This window comes from Flavobacterium petrolei (genome assembly GCF_003314435.2).
GTDB lineage: Bacteria > Bacteroidota > Bacteroidia > Flavobacteriales > Flavobacteriaceae > Flavobacterium > Flavobacterium petrolei.
Map to the genome: position 1 here is coordinate 113,468 of NZ_QNVY02000005.1, position 16,600 is coordinate 130,067.

The 16,600-nt window shown below is 29.0% G+C and carries 18 protein-coding genes and 1 pseudogene; 2 read left to right on the forward strand and 17 right to left on the reverse strand.

The window, feature by feature from the left end; translation table 11 throughout:
* Positions 1-142: 142 nt before the first annotated feature.
* Both DR871_RS13830 and DR871_RS13835 read left to right on the forward strand, forming a co-directional pair.
* The gene (locus DR871_RS13830) at positions 143-472 is read left to right on the forward strand and encodes a hypothetical protein (protein ID WP_129752548.1); all 330 of its coding nucleotides are present in this window, start codon (positions 143-145) and stop codon (positions 470-472) included.
* Between the two features lie 74 nt (positions 473-546).
* A complete protein-coding gene (locus DR871_RS13835) occupies positions 547-1,161 on the forward strand; it encodes a recombinase family protein (protein WP_113666785.1) in 615 nt (204 codons plus the stop codon).
* Between the two features lie 95 nt (positions 1,162-1,256).
* On the opposite strand, the gene DR871_RS13840 is transcribed toward DR871_RS13835, so the two are convergent.
* From DR871_RS13840 to DR871_RS13920, 17 genes and pseudogenes are all read right to left on the reverse strand, one after another.
* Complete coding sequence (locus DR871_RS13840) at positions 1,257-1,547, reverse strand: hypothetical protein (RefSeq protein WP_113666786.1); 291 nt, start codon at positions 1,545-1,547, stop codon at positions 1,257-1,259.
* 41 nt (positions 1,548-1,588) lie between these two features.
* Positions 1,589-3,346: a YncE family protein gene (locus DR871_RS13845; RefSeq protein WP_113666787.1), complete on the reverse strand. Its 1,758-nt coding sequence runs from the start codon at positions 3,344-3,346 to the stop codon at positions 1,589-1,591.
* A 32-nt stretch (positions 3,347-3,378) separates the two neighbouring features.
* A complete protein-coding gene (locus DR871_RS13850) occupies positions 3,379-4,431 on the reverse strand; it encodes a WG repeat-containing protein (protein WP_113666788.1) in 1,053 nt (350 codons plus the stop codon).
* Positions 4,428-4,664, reverse strand: coding sequence for a hypothetical protein (locus DR871_RS13855; protein WP_113666789.1), 237 nt, complete (start codon positions 4,662-4,664; stop codon positions 4,428-4,430). The genes DR871_RS13850 and DR871_RS13855 overlap by 4 nt, the downstream gene beginning before the upstream one ends.
* 55 nt (positions 4,665-4,719) lie before the next feature.
* Positions 4,720-5,130, reverse strand: a complete 411-nt coding sequence (locus tag DR871_RS13860; protein ID WP_113666790.1) for a hypothetical protein — start codon at positions 5,128-5,130, stop codon at positions 4,720-4,722.
* 114 nt (positions 5,131-5,244) lie between these two features.
* Complete coding sequence (locus tag DR871_RS13865; protein ID WP_113666791.1) at positions 5,245-5,703, reverse strand: hypothetical protein; 459 nt, start codon at positions 5,701-5,703, stop codon at positions 5,245-5,247.
* A 92-nt stretch (positions 5,704-5,795) separates the two neighbouring features.
* Positions 5,796-6,269 (reverse strand): hypothetical protein, encoded by a 474-nt coding sequence (locus DR871_RS13870; protein ID WP_129752549.1) that lies wholly within the window; start codon positions 6,267-6,269, stop codon positions 5,796-5,798.
* A 274-nt stretch (positions 6,270-6,543) separates the two neighbouring features.
* The gene (locus tag DR871_RS13875) at positions 6,544-7,185 is read right to left on the reverse strand and encodes a hypothetical protein (protein WP_113666793.1); all 642 of its coding nucleotides are present in this window, start codon (positions 7,183-7,185) and stop codon (positions 6,544-6,546) included.
* A 147-nt stretch (positions 7,186-7,332) separates the two neighbouring features.
* Positions 7,333-8,418: a hypothetical protein gene (locus tag DR871_RS13880; protein WP_113666794.1), complete on the reverse strand. Its 1,086-nt coding sequence runs from the start codon at positions 8,416-8,418 to the stop codon at positions 7,333-7,335.
* Positions 8,419-8,439: 21 nt separating this feature from the next.
* The gene (locus tag DR871_RS13885; protein ID WP_113666795.1) at positions 8,440-9,099 is read right to left on the reverse strand and encodes a hypothetical protein; all 660 of its coding nucleotides are present in this window, start codon (positions 9,097-9,099) and stop codon (positions 8,440-8,442) included.
* Positions 9,074-9,532, reverse strand: coding sequence for a hypothetical protein (locus tag DR871_RS13890; RefSeq protein ID WP_113666796.1), 459 nt, complete (start codon positions 9,530-9,532; stop codon positions 9,074-9,076). Before DR871_RS13890 ends, DR871_RS13885 begins: the two co-directional genes overlap by 26 nt.
* Before the next feature lie 146 nt (positions 9,533-9,678).
* Positions 9,679-10,122 carry a hypothetical protein gene (locus DR871_RS13895; RefSeq protein ID WP_113666797.1) on the reverse strand — a complete coding sequence of 148 codons (444 nt, stop codon included), beginning with the start codon at positions 10,120-10,122 and terminating at the stop codon, positions 9,679-9,681.
* A gap of 200 nt (positions 10,123-10,322) precedes the next feature.
* Complete coding sequence (locus tag DR871_RS13900) at positions 10,323-13,355, reverse strand: sensor histidine kinase (RefSeq protein ID WP_165355342.1); 3,033 nt, start codon at positions 13,353-13,355, stop codon at positions 10,323-10,325.
* On the reverse strand, positions 13,333-14,088 hold the full coding sequence (locus DR871_RS13905; protein ID WP_113666799.1) for a LytR/AlgR family response regulator transcription factor: 756 nt from the start codon (positions 14,086-14,088) through the stop codon (positions 13,333-13,335). Before DR871_RS13905 ends, DR871_RS13900 begins: the two co-directional genes overlap by 23 nt.
* 148 nt (positions 14,089-14,236) lie before the next feature.
* Positions 14,237-15,010 (reverse strand): TIGR02757 family protein, encoded by a 774-nt coding sequence (locus tag DR871_RS13910; protein ID WP_113666800.1) that lies wholly within the window; start codon positions 15,008-15,010, stop codon positions 14,237-14,239.
* 72 nt (positions 15,011-15,082) lie between these two features.
* Positions 15,083-15,598: pseudogene (locus DR871_RS13915) on the reverse strand (DUF2400 domain-containing protein); the annotation flags it as partial.
* A 139-nt stretch (positions 15,599-15,737) separates the two neighbouring features.
* Positions 15,738-16,400, reverse strand: a complete 663-nt coding sequence (locus DR871_RS13920) for an ABC transporter ATP-binding protein (protein ID WP_113666801.1) — start codon at positions 16,398-16,400, stop codon at positions 15,738-15,740.
* Positions 16,401-16,600 lie beyond the last annotated feature (200 nt).

Consider the following 16,600-nt stretch of genomic DNA (forward strand, 5'->3'; position numbering starts at 1 on the left):
ACTAATTATATATCTTTGATTTGCCCCAAAAAGGGAATGAAACAAGTACTTTGAAATATTGGGATTACCACAAAAAAAAAGCGGTGTTACTAGCACCGCTTAATACCAGCATCTGATTCAGATGAATCAAACACATATAGCTATGGCAAATTTAAATAAAAATTTTGAACTATTAGTACAAAGAGAATTCAGCACAAAAGAAACACTTCAAGTATTACAACAGAATAAACAAATTTATTGGAGTTGGGGAGTGGAAAAGTTGGTTAACTATTATGATAAGGGTTTAATTCTTATCGTAAATGCACATCACCACAAAGGGCTGTTATTTATAAGATTAAGCTGGGATGATACTTATTCTTATTATCTTTTAAATGATGATAACAGCATAAAGAAAGAAGTTCACAATGTTTATTTTGATGAACTTCAAAAAAGAGTCGATAAGGATATTGAATTTATAAACGAATATAAATAACAAAGTAGTTTGAATTGAATGCTGGTTGATGGTGGTTGTCTTAATATCATTATTCAATCAAATTATTACACATTATGAAAAAAGCCAAATATATAAGGGTTTCAAGTTCAAGCCAGAACACCATACGCCAATACCATAAACAAACACCAGATGAATTAGTATATGTTGATGTTATAAGCGGTGCAGTTCCATTTAATGAAAGACCAGCAGCACAAGAACTAATTAAAGCAATTGAAGCGGGTTCAGTGGATTATTTAACGGTTGAAAGCATTGACCGCATCGGGCGTGATGCCTTTAATATCCAGTCCACAATTCAATATTTAAATAGTAAAGGTGTTAATTTGAAAGTTAATAATTTAGGTGTTGAATCTTTAGTTAATGGTAAGGTATCAATGACATTTAAAATGATATCAGATATACTTGCAAATCTATCCCAGATGACCAGGGAAAATATACGTGAAGCACAAGCCCAAGGGGTACATTTAGCTGTTCTGGCTGGTAAATTTAAAGGGCGTATGAAAGGCAGTACAATCCCAGATGATGTGATATTATCAACCTATAAAAACGTAGTTAAAGAATTAAAGCTTGGTGGTAATTCATTACGCAAAGTAGCTGCGATATGTGGTGTATCTTTAGCAACTGTTCAGAAAGTTAAAAGGATATTAGATAATCCAACTGAAAAAAAATAAGATTATCTAACTAGCGATTATAAGTCTTAATAAGTGGACAAAAAAGAAAGGGTATCGCTTAGATACCCTCATTAGTTTCACCGTTCAATTTTATATTATTTAATTAATTCAATCATATTTGTAACCATATCTTGAAGACAATCTTCACGTTCATCATAAAAAGTATCAGCATTAGTTGCAACACCATTTTGAATATAGATATAAGTAAAACATCTATACTTATCAATTAGTAATTCACTAGTTATATTGTGTTTTACTTTAAACCATTTAATAACTTCTTTATAAGTATCAGCATTATCAAAACCGTTTTCTTTTAATAAATTAATTACTGATGTATCAACTTTAACTTTGTTGATATTTAATTCTGGATTCTTAATTGTGTTCATAATGGATAATTTTATAGTTAGTTAGTGAAGATGTATTAAAATCAGTATATTATTGTTGCATGAGTAATTTTACCAGCACCGTTACAAATATAACATCGATGCAGATTATTGTTACCCAATCCTGTACCTCTGCAATCTTGGCACATATCAGTAAACTGCATTTTATTGGGATGGTTGTATCTGTAAATTGCTTTTTCTTTAGAATTGGGATAAGGAGATTTAAAATTGGCATCCCTCATTCCGTCAGTTCCTAACGCTCTTAAAAGAGTTATTTCTCCTAAATAATTTAAGAAAAACATATACTTTGCTTTATCATTTGGATAATATTCGTAAAGATATTGCTGCATTAATCTTCCTTTTTCGTCAAAAATTTCATCTTTAATTCTTTTTTTTGTAGAAGAATAATAATATACGGAATAACCCGAAATTTGCCCATTTGAATTCAAATACTCATTTACGCTTACTTTAGAGTTATTACAAATTTCTTTTGCAATGTCATTTTTATCTATCGCAAACATTTTATATTCTTCGTAGGATGGCGTTTCAGAAGATTTGATAATTTTATCTTCACAATTCGAAGCATTTGAATTAAAAATATTTCTGCTACTCGATTTTTCATGTGTTTTGTTTATTATTGCATCATTTAAGTAATTGTTACTAGAGTCAAATTCCCAAATACCTAATTTGGTTTTTGTTGGGGTAACAGCTAAATTATTATTTTTAATTTTTTCAAGTTCAAAACTTGCGACATAAACAAAGTTTTTTTGTCCATTAATAATTAATTTATTTTCAGTTAAAAAATAAATATCTAGCCCTCTTTCATTATCTAAATCATAAGAGGTCAAAAAAGAATTTGTTTCATAATCAATTACAATAGAATTTCCATACATATTATTTCCTACCACATACTTTCCATTAGGACTTATCGCAACATCACTTATTAAATAATCACTAAATTTTGTTTTATCTCTATTGAAAGTTAATTTTTTTACTAACTTACCAGTCAGATAATTTATAACAGCTATTTCATCACTATAACATGGACAAATGACTTCAGACTTGTTGGGATGTACTGCTATTTTAATTGTATTTGAAGTACATTGAGGGAAATTAATTGCATTAATCACTTTATTTGTAGAAATGGAATAAGTAATTAATTTAAGCGATTGTTTACTACCAAATGCAATAAGAAATAAATTAGGGTCTGAACAAAATGAAATATCCTTAACCTCATATTCCCCAAAACCAGCATCATCCTTAAACAACAAATCAAAATCAAAATAACTTTCACATTTATTCAGTTTAATATCAACTATAAAATTTCCACCTTGATAACAAATAGCAATTTTATTTTTATGCAATACTGACATCTCATAATATCCATCTGGTGGATTACCATTTTTGTCTACTATAGAAATTGTTCTTTCCTTTAGATAAGATTTAGAGTTATATAAATCAATTCGCCTTTTACCACTTTTACCATCGGCATCAATCGCAAATATTTGATTTCTATCTTCTGAAAAAAAGACTAATGGAGAGGTTGTATAATTTTCGGATTTATAAATTCCAGAACCAAATTTCTTAATCATCGAATTATCGGATACTGTATACAGTTTTATTCCAATATTTTCGTCTGTTTCATTTCTATTTGCTTCTATGTAATTTTCTCCATCTGTTGTAAATGAAAAATTATTTAAACTATTGTTTAATTTAATTTTCGTGAAGTTTGCACTTTTTTGCGCTTGAATTGTTGAGATAAACAAACATAGCAGTAAAACTATATAAAATTGTTTTTTCATAAAGATTGTTTAACAATTGACACTGTCTAAAACTAGTTTGAGGAATCAAAAACTACTTTACCTTCTCTATCTATATATGCGTAAGAAGTAAACTTTTGTTCCATAATTTTGTAAAATTCCATCTGATTTATTAATTTATTCTTATAATCTTCCCGAGCTTTTTGTTTATTTTTTTCATGCTCATTTGTTTTTTTTATATCAATTTTCAAAATTTTACACAAACCATTAACAAAACCCATATCACCCTCGATAAATTTCCATTCTACATTTGGTTTTATTATATATTCACCTCTTTTATTAATAAAACCTAAACCAATATTTTCATTTTCATAAACTACTGCTATTTCATCATGAAAAGCGAAACCCATATTAAATTTTGCGGGTATTATTATTTCTCTATTCTTGTTCTCATAACCCACTTTGTGGCCGCTAAAAGGTCGAGCATTAACATCAAGTCCTTCTTCCCAAAAGAATGCAAAAAGGTTGTCTTTTGTACTCTCATCTTTTTCTAACTGCCTCCAGTCTGTATCTTTAATAGAATTCAAAACTCCTGTTGAATCAATCTTATAAAGTTTACCTCCTTTTTTAGCAAACAAAATTCTATTTTCAGTTAAGAAAAAAGCATCCTCATATATTGTAGAAATTATTTCCTCTCCCTTTTTATTAATAACACCATATACTTCACCATTCTGAATCCAAGTAATTCCGTTATGAAAAGACCCCGCCCCATCGTAAATAAATGGGACTACAATTTTATTATTTTTATCAATAAATCCATATTGTCCATTTTTCTTCGCAGCTAATAAACCTTCATGAGATTCATCAATAAAATCGTATTCTATAGGAATCAACAGTTTTCCGTTAGAATCTATTAATCCATATTTTTCATTTTCAGATACAACAGCAACATTATCGAAAAACACAGATATAATATCATATTTACCTTTGATAATAAATTCACCTTTTACATTTACGACTCCCATTTTGCCATTCAATCTATCATAAACAGCAGTTTGAGCAAGTAAATTACTACTAATGAAAAACATAATTAAGATTCCAGATACTTTTAAAATAATTTTTTTCATTTTGTTTTAGTTATTATAGTTTTGTTTCCTTGTTTATTATAAAATGTAGTTGTACCATTTATCGTTTTAGAAGAACCCGTTTTATTATGCGATTTATCATAGTAAACTGTTTTGTTTCCTGTTTGCTTTGAATAACCTACAGCATTACCACTTTTGTTTTTATGAGTTTTTGTTTGGGCAACTGATGCAACAGTTATAAGCAGAAATAGCGATAATGTTCTTAGTTTATACATTTGTTAGGTTTATTAAAAAGATATTCTAAATTTGTTTCAGGTAATTTTCTAGTTCTTATTTTTTTAAAGTACTTTTTATATCAAACAATAGTTGAATTAATTGTGAAAACCCGATGCAAAAAGTACCCGAAAAGATACCTCCAAATAAGCTTCCATAGAAATAAGAATAATTAAACATTTCTATATTCCCATTACCAAAGGGAGAGGATTCTATCGATTTAAAAATAGCTTTAGATATAAAATTTTCCGAATATTTTACATAAACAAAACAGAAAACAATAGTTGAAGCAATAATCATAAAGCCACAAAAAGAATATAAAAATTTTACAAACTGAAGTGAGGAATATTTCTTATTTTCCAATTTGTTTTGAGAAGGTTCAGATTCCGAGTTTCTATTTAATGTAAATGCTATCGCAATTACTGCCGTAATAAGAAAAAGCACAATAATAAGAGAGTAAAGGTCCATAAATAATCAAGTTTTAATTTATTTGCAATTAGATTCGTTTGCTCATCAGTAACAAAATTCTCACGACATGAAGCCTAAAGTTTAATTATGTCATCTGGAAGGGATGGATTTATACTAACTATTATTGTTTATTGGTGAAATTTTGACAAGTTCTAAATCATTATCTGATATCGTAATGTATGTAACTCTAAATTTTTGTTCTCTCAAATCATCACTAACTCCACCATGAGAATTATTAGGATAACACTGAAAATCAATATCGTTTTTATTGCTAATATCTCCAAAATTATATTCATTTCCTTGGTCATCTATAAAAAGTGATTGACACGAATCATTACACTCACACCATTTATATGTCATTACTTTTGTTTCTGTTCCATCCTCTTTAATCACTATTTCAGAAGCTTTTGAATCTCCCATTTTTGCTGGTAATTTTATAGTTACTTGATGGTTTGGGTTTGGTTCATCTACCTCAAGTACTGCTTCTGCTTTTACTTTTGCTTCTGCTTTTTTACAGCTAGTTAGTGCAATTAATATTCCTAATATTATTACCAATGATTTTAATTTTTTCATAGATTTCAAATTTATTTTTAATTACAATACGGTTTCATCAAACTCAAAGTCTAAGAATATTATGCAGTAATACATAAGTCTAAGAAAGACTTTTACAATTTCTTTAATATAAACTTCTCTTTTTCTTTTTCCATATTGTTTTCAAAGGCTTTTCCATCTACGGTTACATTTGTCTTAATATTTATAAATGTATATTCAAGTTCTTCAACCCCAGGCATTCCACCATATTCAAAAATAAACTTTGGTATCAGTTTATTTTTGCTCAATACCCAAAAATACTCTTGACGTGTCCCAGAACCATAATAATGAGTAACCCAATAAGTAATATTTCCAACTGTGACAAAATTAATTTCTGGATTACTACTTGAACCATATTCGTCTAAATATTCAATATATTTTTTATCTATTTCATCTTCTTTATTATTTTTCAAACTCTTTTCTTTATTGCCTGTAATATCAAGATTAGTGCTACTTTTAGCATGTTTTTTTGTTTCACTATTACATGATGCCATCATGAATACTCCGACAAACAATGCTGTTAAAAGGTAAGTGGTTTTAATTTTCATAGATTTCAAAATTTTATTTTTAATTGTATAACAAAAAGGTTTGTTCATCTAGCAAAAGAATTCTCACGACAAGAAATCTAAAATTTAATTGTTGCATCTGGGTGAGAAGGATTTATACTCTACCAACTTGGCATAGCCTTTGTAACCCTATATCATTGATAGGTTAGCCATTGATATTCTTCTTGTTCAGAAATTATAGCTCCATCAGTACTAAATCTAATTTCCATAACACCGTTGGGGTTTTCTTTACACCCTTTTATCATGTACATTTTCTTCAATTGTTAGACTCATCCTTAGTATCAACAAAATGCGAATCCAAGATGTATAATTCTTTATCCAAATAGTAAGTTATCTCTCTTTTTATTGAAGGGCAACAATTAGCATCTTCAGACGCATAAATATTTAAAGTAGATTTTATTTGACCATTATTAATTGATACTGGAAATCCTAAATCCTGGTCATTCCTAGACCCTGGACCACTACTCCAATCGAAATAAATAAATTTGTCTAATTCCTTTTTGTCATTCGAAAAAGCCATTATCCATCCACAAGCGGCCCATGTATTTTGTGTATTATCTTCAACAGTATATCGTATCAATACATCTATATTATTATCCCCATTAATATCTCCATATCTTGTTCCGTCTGGTTGAGGAACACATTTATAATTTTTTGGGTATAAATTTGAAAATTCATTAACAAACAATTTGTTGATGAATGTTTCACTATGAATTAATTTAATAGGGTTTGAAACGGGATGAACTTTCTTATCCAAGGGTATGTCCACTTTAGCTGGTAATTCTACAATTACTTCATGGTTTGGCTCCTCTATCACCTGTTTTGCATCTGCTTTATTACAGCTAGATAGAATTAATAATATTCCTACCGCTATTCCTAATACTTTTAAGTTTTTCATAATTTATAGTTTTTTTAAATTTGTATAACAAAGCAGTTTGTCTATCATTTATAGAATTTTCTCGACTACAAACCCAAAGTTTGATTGTACCATTTGTGTGGGACAGTATTTTTATGATTTATTTTTTTAACGGATAAATTGTAAATATTATCTTGGGACATAATACCCTTTTGCAAAAAGCAAAATTTTTCCTTGTTTGTTTTTAGGTAACTTGAATTTTAGTGTTAAAAAATCGTTTTTATTTAACTGAAAATATTCTTTGTCATCCTTTAAAAAAGATTTGTTAAAATCAATGGAATCCATCGTAAATACTTCAGTGTTACCGATTTTTAATTTGATTGAATTTAAAAACGTTACTTCGTCTTTTTCTTCGGTCAATTTAATAGTCAAAACATCTTTTTCTAATTCAAAATCTTTTAATTCTAAGAATTGCCAATCCTCTGTGTTTTTTGCGTTTAAAAATCTTAAAATCTCGCCTTGTTTAATGTATGTTGTTTTGTTCTTAACATATACAAATGGGCAAGCAGCTTGGATAAAGTTTTCTGGCAATTTTTTTTCAATCAATCCTTTATTTTTAATGAAAAAATTTGATAATTGATATGTTCCGATTATGTCTGGAGACCTGTGATGGTCTATACTAAATTCATTATTCTTTAAGTTCATCTGTCCAGCACTATAACCTTCACTCAATATTTTTGTCTTTGTTAGTAAATTTGAGCCAAAATATCTAAAAATAGTTCTTTGAATGGATGGGTCTTCCATTTCTTGCTCATTTTGTGATATTAATACTTCTTTATATTTATCATTTTTATCAATATCAATTATTTCAAATTTAGTTCCTTTTTTAAAAAAATATGAATTCATTGTCCAATTAAATATGAAATCAATACAAAGATTATTGATAAAAACCATCGCTTTAAAATCTCCATGTTCATCATTTTCTGACTTAGAAAAAATTCTATTATCTAAGCTAACTACTTTAATTGTATCTATTATACCATCACCATTCAAATCGGCAGTGTTGGATTTCCATATTATCTGATTTGTTGTATAACCTTCCATAAATTCCTTATCAACATACTTATCAGATTGATTTTTTTCATCTATTAAATTGCTTTCATCAAATTTAATAGTAGATTCAGATTTTTTATCAATATCATTTTTTTGATTGCAACTTATCTGCATAAAAACTAATAAAAATATTATCCAGTAATATTGTTTTTTATTTACCATAATTTTTAATTGAATTTATAATTAATTGTACAACAAAACGGTTTCCCCATCAGTAACAGAATTTTCACGACATGAAACCCAAAGTTTGATTGTTCCATCTGGGTGTGTTGGGTTTGTGCTTGCTAACTTTACATAACCTTTGTATACACCTAATGATTGATAGCTTAGCCATTGGTATTCTTCTTGTCCAGAAATTATAGCTCCATCAGTACTAAATCTAATTTCCATATCGCCACCTTGTTGGGTAAATGTTTTGCCTATCAAATAAGATAAAACATCACTATCACTAGTAAATGAACAGTCCGAAGTTCTTTGATTGTTGCTTTCATTATCTTCATTCAAGGAATTATATCCGTATTTATTAAGAACTTCATTATACCCTTCTGTAGACTTTCGGTCATGCTCTAGCCCACAAGCTTCGCTACAAAAAGAACAATCAGTTGAATTCTCTTCCTCACACGGCACACAGTTTCCTTCCGAAACCATTTTATATCCATAACCATTGATGTTTTTCCCACAATTAGAACATGTAGCTCGATATGTTGAAGTAACAGCTTTTGTTGAAGAAGAATCTACTTGTTCGGCACTGCTATTTGTTTCCATTTCTCCAGAACCAAATGCTAAAAAAATAAATAATAATGCAATTACAATTGAACTAAATTGTATTTTTTTGTTTTTCATACTGATTATTTTGAATTGTAAAAAATAAAATACTAAATGAAACGGCTAAAATATAAACTGTTAAATCAATTACATCAAACGTACCTTGAATAATTCCTAACCCTTGAGATAACTCAAAACCCCATCCAAAAACAAAAGGGAACGACAGCCAATATTTTCCATAATAAATATCTTTTTGCCATAACATCATATATGAAGATGTAAACGAATACATCCATAATCCATCTGGTATAGAATAATAAACCCAATTAGGAATACTTTCTTTATAAGGATTTATGACTGACCTAATTATGCTTATATAATTTGCTAATCCAATTGTTTCACACCAACTAAACAATCGTATTGACTTACTTCTAAAACTGATATAAAGTAAACCCCCTGTTAGAAAAGGAATCAAAATATGAAATAAAAAATGTTTAATTCTTGAATTCATATTTCGTTGCTATTTCTTAATTTCTTCAAAAATATAGTAAATAAATTATGAAAAAATTAAGAATTAGTAATCGACATGTTTTTATGATTTATCGTTCTATAAAATGCTGTTAAACTAATTCAACTCCCCTTGAAGTATAGATTTTACTATGGGTTTTGAGTCCAAAGGGCGCAATTATTCAGACTGATATTTTTGCTTTTTTCTATACGAAAGTCATAAATTTCACTTCTAATGCAATGGACTAATTCAATAGTATCATCTTTCAATTTTGAAGACACTTGTTTCTTATAATAATCTCCGTTTTTTAAGCATATTTTCAATCCATACTTTCTATAATAATTGAGTTTTATACCCGCTGTAATAATCAATAATGCGGGAACAATTAGAATCATATCTAATGACAGATACCATAAGCAAAACAGAATAAATGCTATTGAAAATATAATATAACTAAAAGTATAAATGGGAGATAGTTTATCGACTGTTATATAAACCTTATCTACGTCCGATATCGGAATTTCTTTTTTGTTTTTTTCTGAAATTAAAATTAAGCCATTCTTAACCAATGTTACTTTCGTAAATTTATTCATAGAAATCGCAATTACTAATTTTTAATTGAGGATGTTTCAAATATGGATGTTAAGTTTTTGAAGAACTTATAACGGGTAAATAATGAGAATCAGAATTAGATGCTACGATTATGTTAAACCATTAATTACACCAAACCTACATAAAATGAATTATGAAAAAATTAAGAATTAGTTTGCGAAAGGTTTTTTTGATTTATCGTTTAAAAGGAGTCTATTTGGAGCTTTAAAACAACAGTTGTACCACCATTAAGTGAAGAGGAAATAGTGACCGCTTCAACAATGTCAAATTGAAATAAAGCGATACGCTCTTTAACTAATATAATACCTTTTGAGGTATTAAGTTTGTTTAAATTATCAGTTGCCATCCCTTTACCATTATCTTTAATTTCACAAAAAAGGAAGTCCTCGATTTGTTTGAAAGAAAGCTTTAGCGTAGGTTTTTTTGAATAAGAATCAAAAGCATGTACGAACACATTTTCTATGAATGGTTGTATGAGCATCGGTGGAATTTCGGTTTCAAATAAATCCAAATCATCATCAATATGGAGCTCCACAATAACTTTATTTTTTAAACGCATATTCTCTAGTGCGATATAAGATTGTAAATACTGAATTTCATCTGACAAGTTAATACGAAGTTTACTAGAATTATTAAGTGTTTGCCGAATCAGTTTAGAGAATTCACCCATATACATCAACGCATCATCCACATTGTTATCAATAATGTAATTCTGAATCGAATTCATTGCATTAAAGATAAAATGTGGATTCATCTGGCTTTGTAATGCCTCCATTTTTGTTTCTGCTAAACGCTTTTGAGTCACCGCTTTCGCTTGTTCTTGTTTTTTAATAAATTGAATTCTTTTTTTATAAATTACAAAGCCAGTAATTGAAAATAAAAGGAAATTTCCTAACATGAACCACCAAGTTTCCCAAAAAGGTGGAGTTATTCTAATACTCAGAATTTCACTAGAAGACACTATACCCGAATGCAAATCTTTGGTAACTAATCTAATTTTATAATTCCCATTTGGTAAATACGTAAGATTTATATTTTTGTCTTTTGTCCATTTACTCCAATTAGAATTCCTCAGACCTATTACTTTATAGCGATATTCTAACTTGTTAGGATATTGACAATTTTGAGGTTCAAATCCAATTGAAATTGTATTTTTATTATAAGGCAACTCAATTTCATTAAAATTGTAATTTAACCATTTAAAATTACTTTTATTTATCGATTCGAAATTGACCTCTATAGCTGTAATTTTTATTTTTTGAGGACTATTTTTTGTTGAAAGATATTTTTGCAAATCAAATTCATAATATCCGTTTTGGGTTCCTATGGTTAAAAATGTTCCGATAAGATTAGCAGATGTTAAGATTTTACTTTTTAAACCTTGTTCTTCATCAATTAATCTAACAATCCCATCTTTATAAATATTTAATCCTTTTTCTGTGCCAATTAATAAGTAATCTTTATAACATTTTAAAAATGAAATAGAATTCCCAATTAATTCTTTGCGGTCTATCTTCTTGATTAATTTAAACCCTTTACTATCATCAATAATAAAAACATCTCCGAGAGCATTAGCAATAACCAATTCTTTTTTATAATTAATTGTTGCTTGTACAAGTTCATTTTCCTTCCAAACATTGTTAAAGTAATAGGAATAAAATTTATTATTATGAGAGGTATATAATCCATTAGATGAAGAAAAAATATAATATTTATCTCGCAATGAAAAAATAGCAAAAGCATCTTTTGGATTGTTTAAGTTTTTAGGTTCATACTTTTTGAATGCAGTGTTATTTCTAAAATCATTTACTGTACAGAATTTCCCATAAGCAATTTGGAATACTATTTTTTTTGAATCTGTAAAATCGAATGCACTTGCAGAATATGGGTAGTATTCCATAATTATACCGTCATTATTTACGCCAAATAAACCAATTGTCGAATTTACCCAGATAATAGAATTAATAACCTTTAAGCTTCTTAATTCAAAGGATTCTAATCTAGATTTTACAAAAGAATCAAAATATTCATATTCATTTAATTTAGGATTGGTTCGAAAGCTATGCTGAGCAAAATCATAAAATTTTTGATTTGAAATTTCATTATGGATTTCATTTCGTTTTAAAAAAAGTAATCCATCTTTATGCAGAAGAAGGTTCCCTTTTTCAATATTTGTAATAGCAACTACATCTAATTTTGGCTTATTATAAAACGAAGAAGGATAGTACTTTATTTGTTGTTTTAAATCTATTTCAAACAATCCTTTATTTATTGTTCCAACATAAAGTACATCCATTTTAGGGTCATAATGCAAACTCCAAATTTCTTTACTCTCAATTCCAAATGAAGTATTTACATTGATTATCTTGTTCTTTTTAATTTTAAAAAGCCCTCCTGTAGAAAAATTAACACCATTACCCGCTACATAAATGTTTCCTCTTTTATCTTTTGCAAAATCCCAAAATACACTGTTCCCAAAAGAAATATTACTTTTTTTATTATCTACATAATCTCTAATACTAATTTTATTAATAAAATTAATATTAGAAAAAGTGTTTGAAACATAGAGGCTGTCATCATCTTTGTATATAGAAGAAATACCCCCCTCTTGTTTCTTTATAAGGTTAATGTTTTTTAATTTTAAATCTATACTCCACATGCCATCATTAAAAGTTTCAAAATAAATCTTAGAATGAAACTCAAAGAAACCCATAACTTGAAATAAATTTCTAATTCCAGTAATTTTTTTATTTAAAATTATTTTTTTGGAATTAATATCTATAACGGTCAGTCCAAACTCTGTGCCTACATAAAGGTGATTTTTATAAAAAAATAATTTTCTTACTTTATCATTTATTAACCCATTTTTTACGTTAATAATTGTAAATTTTTTACCGTCATAAAAAGTCAATCCACCCCCATGACTTCCGAACCATAAATTATGATTACTATCTTCAACAATAGCCCAACAACTATTATGGGCAAGTCCATCGGAAGTATAAAAATTTTTTAAAGTACCATTTTGGATAGAAGATAGGCCATTAGCTGTTCCTACCCAAAGTATACCTCGACTATCTTTAAAAACAGAGTTGACACTATTATTAGGTAATCCATCAAGAGTAGAATAGTTTCTTGATGGGAATTGTTGTGAAAATACTATCTCACTAAAAAATAGTAATATGAATAGTAGTTTATTTCTTCTTAATGATAGCATTGATAAAGTCTTCTTTTTTTCGGATAGATACAGGTAATGATTCTCCGTTTGTGAGCTGAACAAGTAACTCATTGGTTTTATTAAAGCGGGTCACATAATTTAGATTTACTAAATAAGATTTATGAATCCTTTGAAAAATTGAAGTAGGTAGAAGTTCTTCGATATACTTTAAAGTTTTAGATAAAACAATTTTTTTACCATCCAAACAAACAATTTTGCAATAATTACTATCAGCTTCACAATAAAGGATAGCACTAGTTTTCACTAATTCAAATCCAGTTTCTGTGGGTAAAGCGATTTTATTAAATGCTGAATTTCCATTATCCAAATTTTCGATAAGTAACATTAATTTTTCTTGTTGAGATGCGTTGTGCAATTTACTTTCGTACTTCTTTACGGTTTCCAATAAATCAATATAATTAATCGGTTTCAACAAATAATCTAAGGCACTACATTTAATCGCATCGATAGCAAATTCAGAATGAGCGGTTGTGAAAATAACTTCAAAATTTATTTTGTTCAATTCTTTAAAAAGATGAAAACCATTTTTGTTTGGCATTTGAACATCAAGAAAAACTAATTCGGGATTGAATTTTTCAATTGCATGAATTGCTTCATCGACACTTTCACATAAAGCTAAGACTAAAAATTTATCTGAAAAATATCGCTGCAAAAGTTTTTCTAGAAATTCTCTAGCATTAAACTCATCATCAACTATTATCGTTTTTATCATTTTATAAATGTAGGAAGTTTTTGTTTAATATAAAAAAATGATTTAGTAACCGTTAACTAAATAGTAATTATCGTTTATAAAACCACGAATTTTATACTTTATAAACTACCCAAATTATTAGCCTAATAAGAGAACTTTTCTTTAAAAATTAAAAACCTTCAAATATTCCTAATCCGAAAAGAGCGAAATCATATTTTACGGGGTCGTTCTGGTCTAGAAGTCTCAACGAATTATCCAACTCCTGTAATGCTTTTCCATCATTTTGTTTTCTGGTAAGCAATCCTAATTTCCTTGCAACATTCCCAGAATGCACATCCAATGGACATGAAAGTTTGGAAGGGGAGATATTATCCCATATACCTAAATCTACTCCCATATTATCATTTCGGATAAACCACCTAAGACACATATTAATCCTCTTTGCAACTGAACCTTTATTTGGGTCAGCTACATGTTTTCTAGTTCTATTTAAATGTGGAATTTCAAAGAAAGCCTCATTAAGAGCATGTATAGCTGGTTGAAGTGAAGTATCGGTTTGGTTATTTACAAATATTTGTTGTAAACCACCTTTGTTAGTGTAAATATGTTTTAAAGCTTTAATAAAATGATTAAAATCCTCTGCATTAAAAGTCCTATGGACAAAGCCATTTAAACGCTCCAACTGATAATCTTCATGACTCATGACGAAGTCATAGGGAGAGTTACCAAGCAAGTCCATCATACGGTGACCATTCTTAGTAATCATCTTACGATTTCCCCAGGCAATACTGGAAGCTAAAAACCCAGCTATCTCAATATCTTCTTTCAATGAATAACGATGCGGAACACTGATAGGGTCTGGTTCAATAAAGTCAAAGGTGTTGTATTGAAGGACTTTTGAGTCTAAAAAATCTTTTAACTCTTCTTTACTTAATTCTATCATTTCGTTGTGAATCCTTTATATATAGGCAAATATAAGTTAATTCATGGAATAATTTAAGACTACCTTATTTAACCGCATTAATATGTTGATCCTTTTTGCAGCCGAATTATTCAGCGGATCTGATACATGTTTTTGGGTTCTATACTGGTGTGGAATTTCAAAGAATATTTTCTTGAATTCATGGATGCTTTTTTGCATTGAATGGGTTTCCTGATGTTTATTGAAAACCGATTCTAAGCCCCCATGATTGGTGTAAATATGTCGTAAACTTTTGATGAAACTGGTAAAATCTATTCCGTTGAACGTGCGGTGTACAAAAGTTTCCAATGGTTCTAAATCATTTTCGGTGTGCGACATCACAAAATCATATGGCGCATTTCCCATCAAATCCATCATTCGATGAGAATTTTTGATAATCATCGTGCGATTTCCCCAAGCAATGGTAGCGCTTAGAAAACCGGCAATTTCAATGTCTTCTTTTTGTGAAAATAAATGCGGAATTTGTACCGGATCACTTTCTATGAAATCGAGTGTATTGTATTGCAAGACTTTTTCGTCGAGAAAATCTTTAAGTTCTGATGGATTCATTATCGATTGATGACTTTGGATACTTAATTTTTTTAGTAAGTACGGCTTGTTGTTGCATGGTATAGCCCAGATAGAAACGGCATCCTTTTTATTTTTCCTTTAAAAATAAAAAGATACAGTGTATAGCTGGAAATAGCTCCTAATTACTAATTAAACCGTCCACCATTATTAGTTTTCTGTCGGCCATATTGGCTAAATCCTCGTTGTGTGTTACAATGACAAAGGTTTGTCCTAACTCATCGCGTAGTTTGAAAAATAATTGATGCAGGTTTTCAGCAGAAGCCGTGTCGAGATTTCCGGAAGGTTCATCAGCAAAAATGATGGCTGGTTTATTAATCAGCGCTCTGGCCACTGCCACACGTTGCTGTTCTCCACCCGAAAGTTCATTGGGTTTGTGGTTCATTCGGTGCGAAAGACCAAGGTAGGTTAACAATTTTTTCGCTTCAATTTCCGTCTCCTCTTTGGGTTTATTAGCAATGAAAGCGGGAATACACACATTTTCCAGTGCGGTAAATTCTGGTAATAATTGGTGAAATTGGAATATAAATCCTAAATTTAAGTTTCTGAACTTCGATAAGGTTTTGTCATTCATGGTTAGAATGTCCTCATTATTAATGCTCAACTCAATTCCGTTTTCAACGGTCGGCTTGTCTAAAGTTCCAAGAATTTGTAAAAGTGTTGTTTTTCCTGCACCGGAAGCACCTACTATAGAAACTATTTCTCCTTTTTTAATATGTAAATCAACTCCTTTCAACACATGCAGTTGATCGTAATATTTATGTAGATTTTTGGCTTGTATCATTTTGAAACTGTTTTTACAAAGAAACAAAGATTTTAATGATTATGAATTGGAACACCAATTATTTTCCTTTGACAAACTATAAACTTTAGTTAACAGAGAATATTCACAACGATTTATTGAATAAATTTGATTCTAAATCAGACAAATTATGAAAAAAATAATTGGAGTTTTTTTGGCGCTATTGCCTTTTTCATTTTGTG